Annotated in this window: 1 protein-coding gene and 1 pseudogene; both read left to right on the top strand. The window is 58.7% G+C overall.

The window, feature by feature from the left end; genetic code table 11:
* On the top strand, positions 1 to 271 hold a 271-nt coding region (locus AC1DX0_RS36780), incomplete at its 5' end, for a hypothetical protein (protein WP_477359560.1).
* Between the two features lie 125 nt (positions 272 to 396).
* Positions 397 to 614 (top strand): annotated as a pseudogene (locus AC1DX0_RS36775) (phospholipase D family protein); the annotation flags it as partial.

Raw genomic sequence — 614 nt, 5'->3', positions numbered from 1 at the left:
CATCTCGCCGGCGCTGCGAAATGCAGCGCTCGMCCTGTCCTGGTTGGATGCTGCCAAGAAATCCCCCAATATCGAACGGGGCAAAACGACAGAAACTGTCTTTGGTTGCATCGCCGAACTGCAGCCAAGGCGCTTTTTTGCTTCGCGGAGAAGAATCTCGCCCGCCCGAAACGGTGCCGAAGCCACCCAGAAACAGCGGCGCATACAGCACAAGGTCGATGCCGATCTCGCTAAACGGAAATCGAAACCCTCAGTCGGGATGCGCGTCTGAGCGGAACCCCAAGCTCGGACCTCCAAGGCTTGGACAGGTCCCCATGCAACCAGATTAGCCCTGAAGTGTTCTTGCTATGATTTTGAGCAAGGGCGGCTCCAGAGCCGTTCGAGGGTACCCAATTCATGGACGTCTCCATCGCGCGAACGACGGACGACAAGATCAAAGCCGGCAAGAGCGGCTTGCTGCTCGTTTCGGACAATTATGACGCCTTCGCCGCACGCGTTCTGGCGGCGAGAAGTGCGGTTCGCACGCTCGACCTCATGTACTACCTTTGGCACGATGACCACACCGGCCGATTGCTTCTGCATGAAGTCTTCAGTGCCGCGCAGCGGGGCGTGCG

The organism is Mesorhizobium sp. P3_A9, assembly GCF_056402975.1.
The sequence above is the reverse complement of the archived record's forward strand: the minus strand, read 5'-3'. Positions and strand labels throughout refer to the sequence as shown.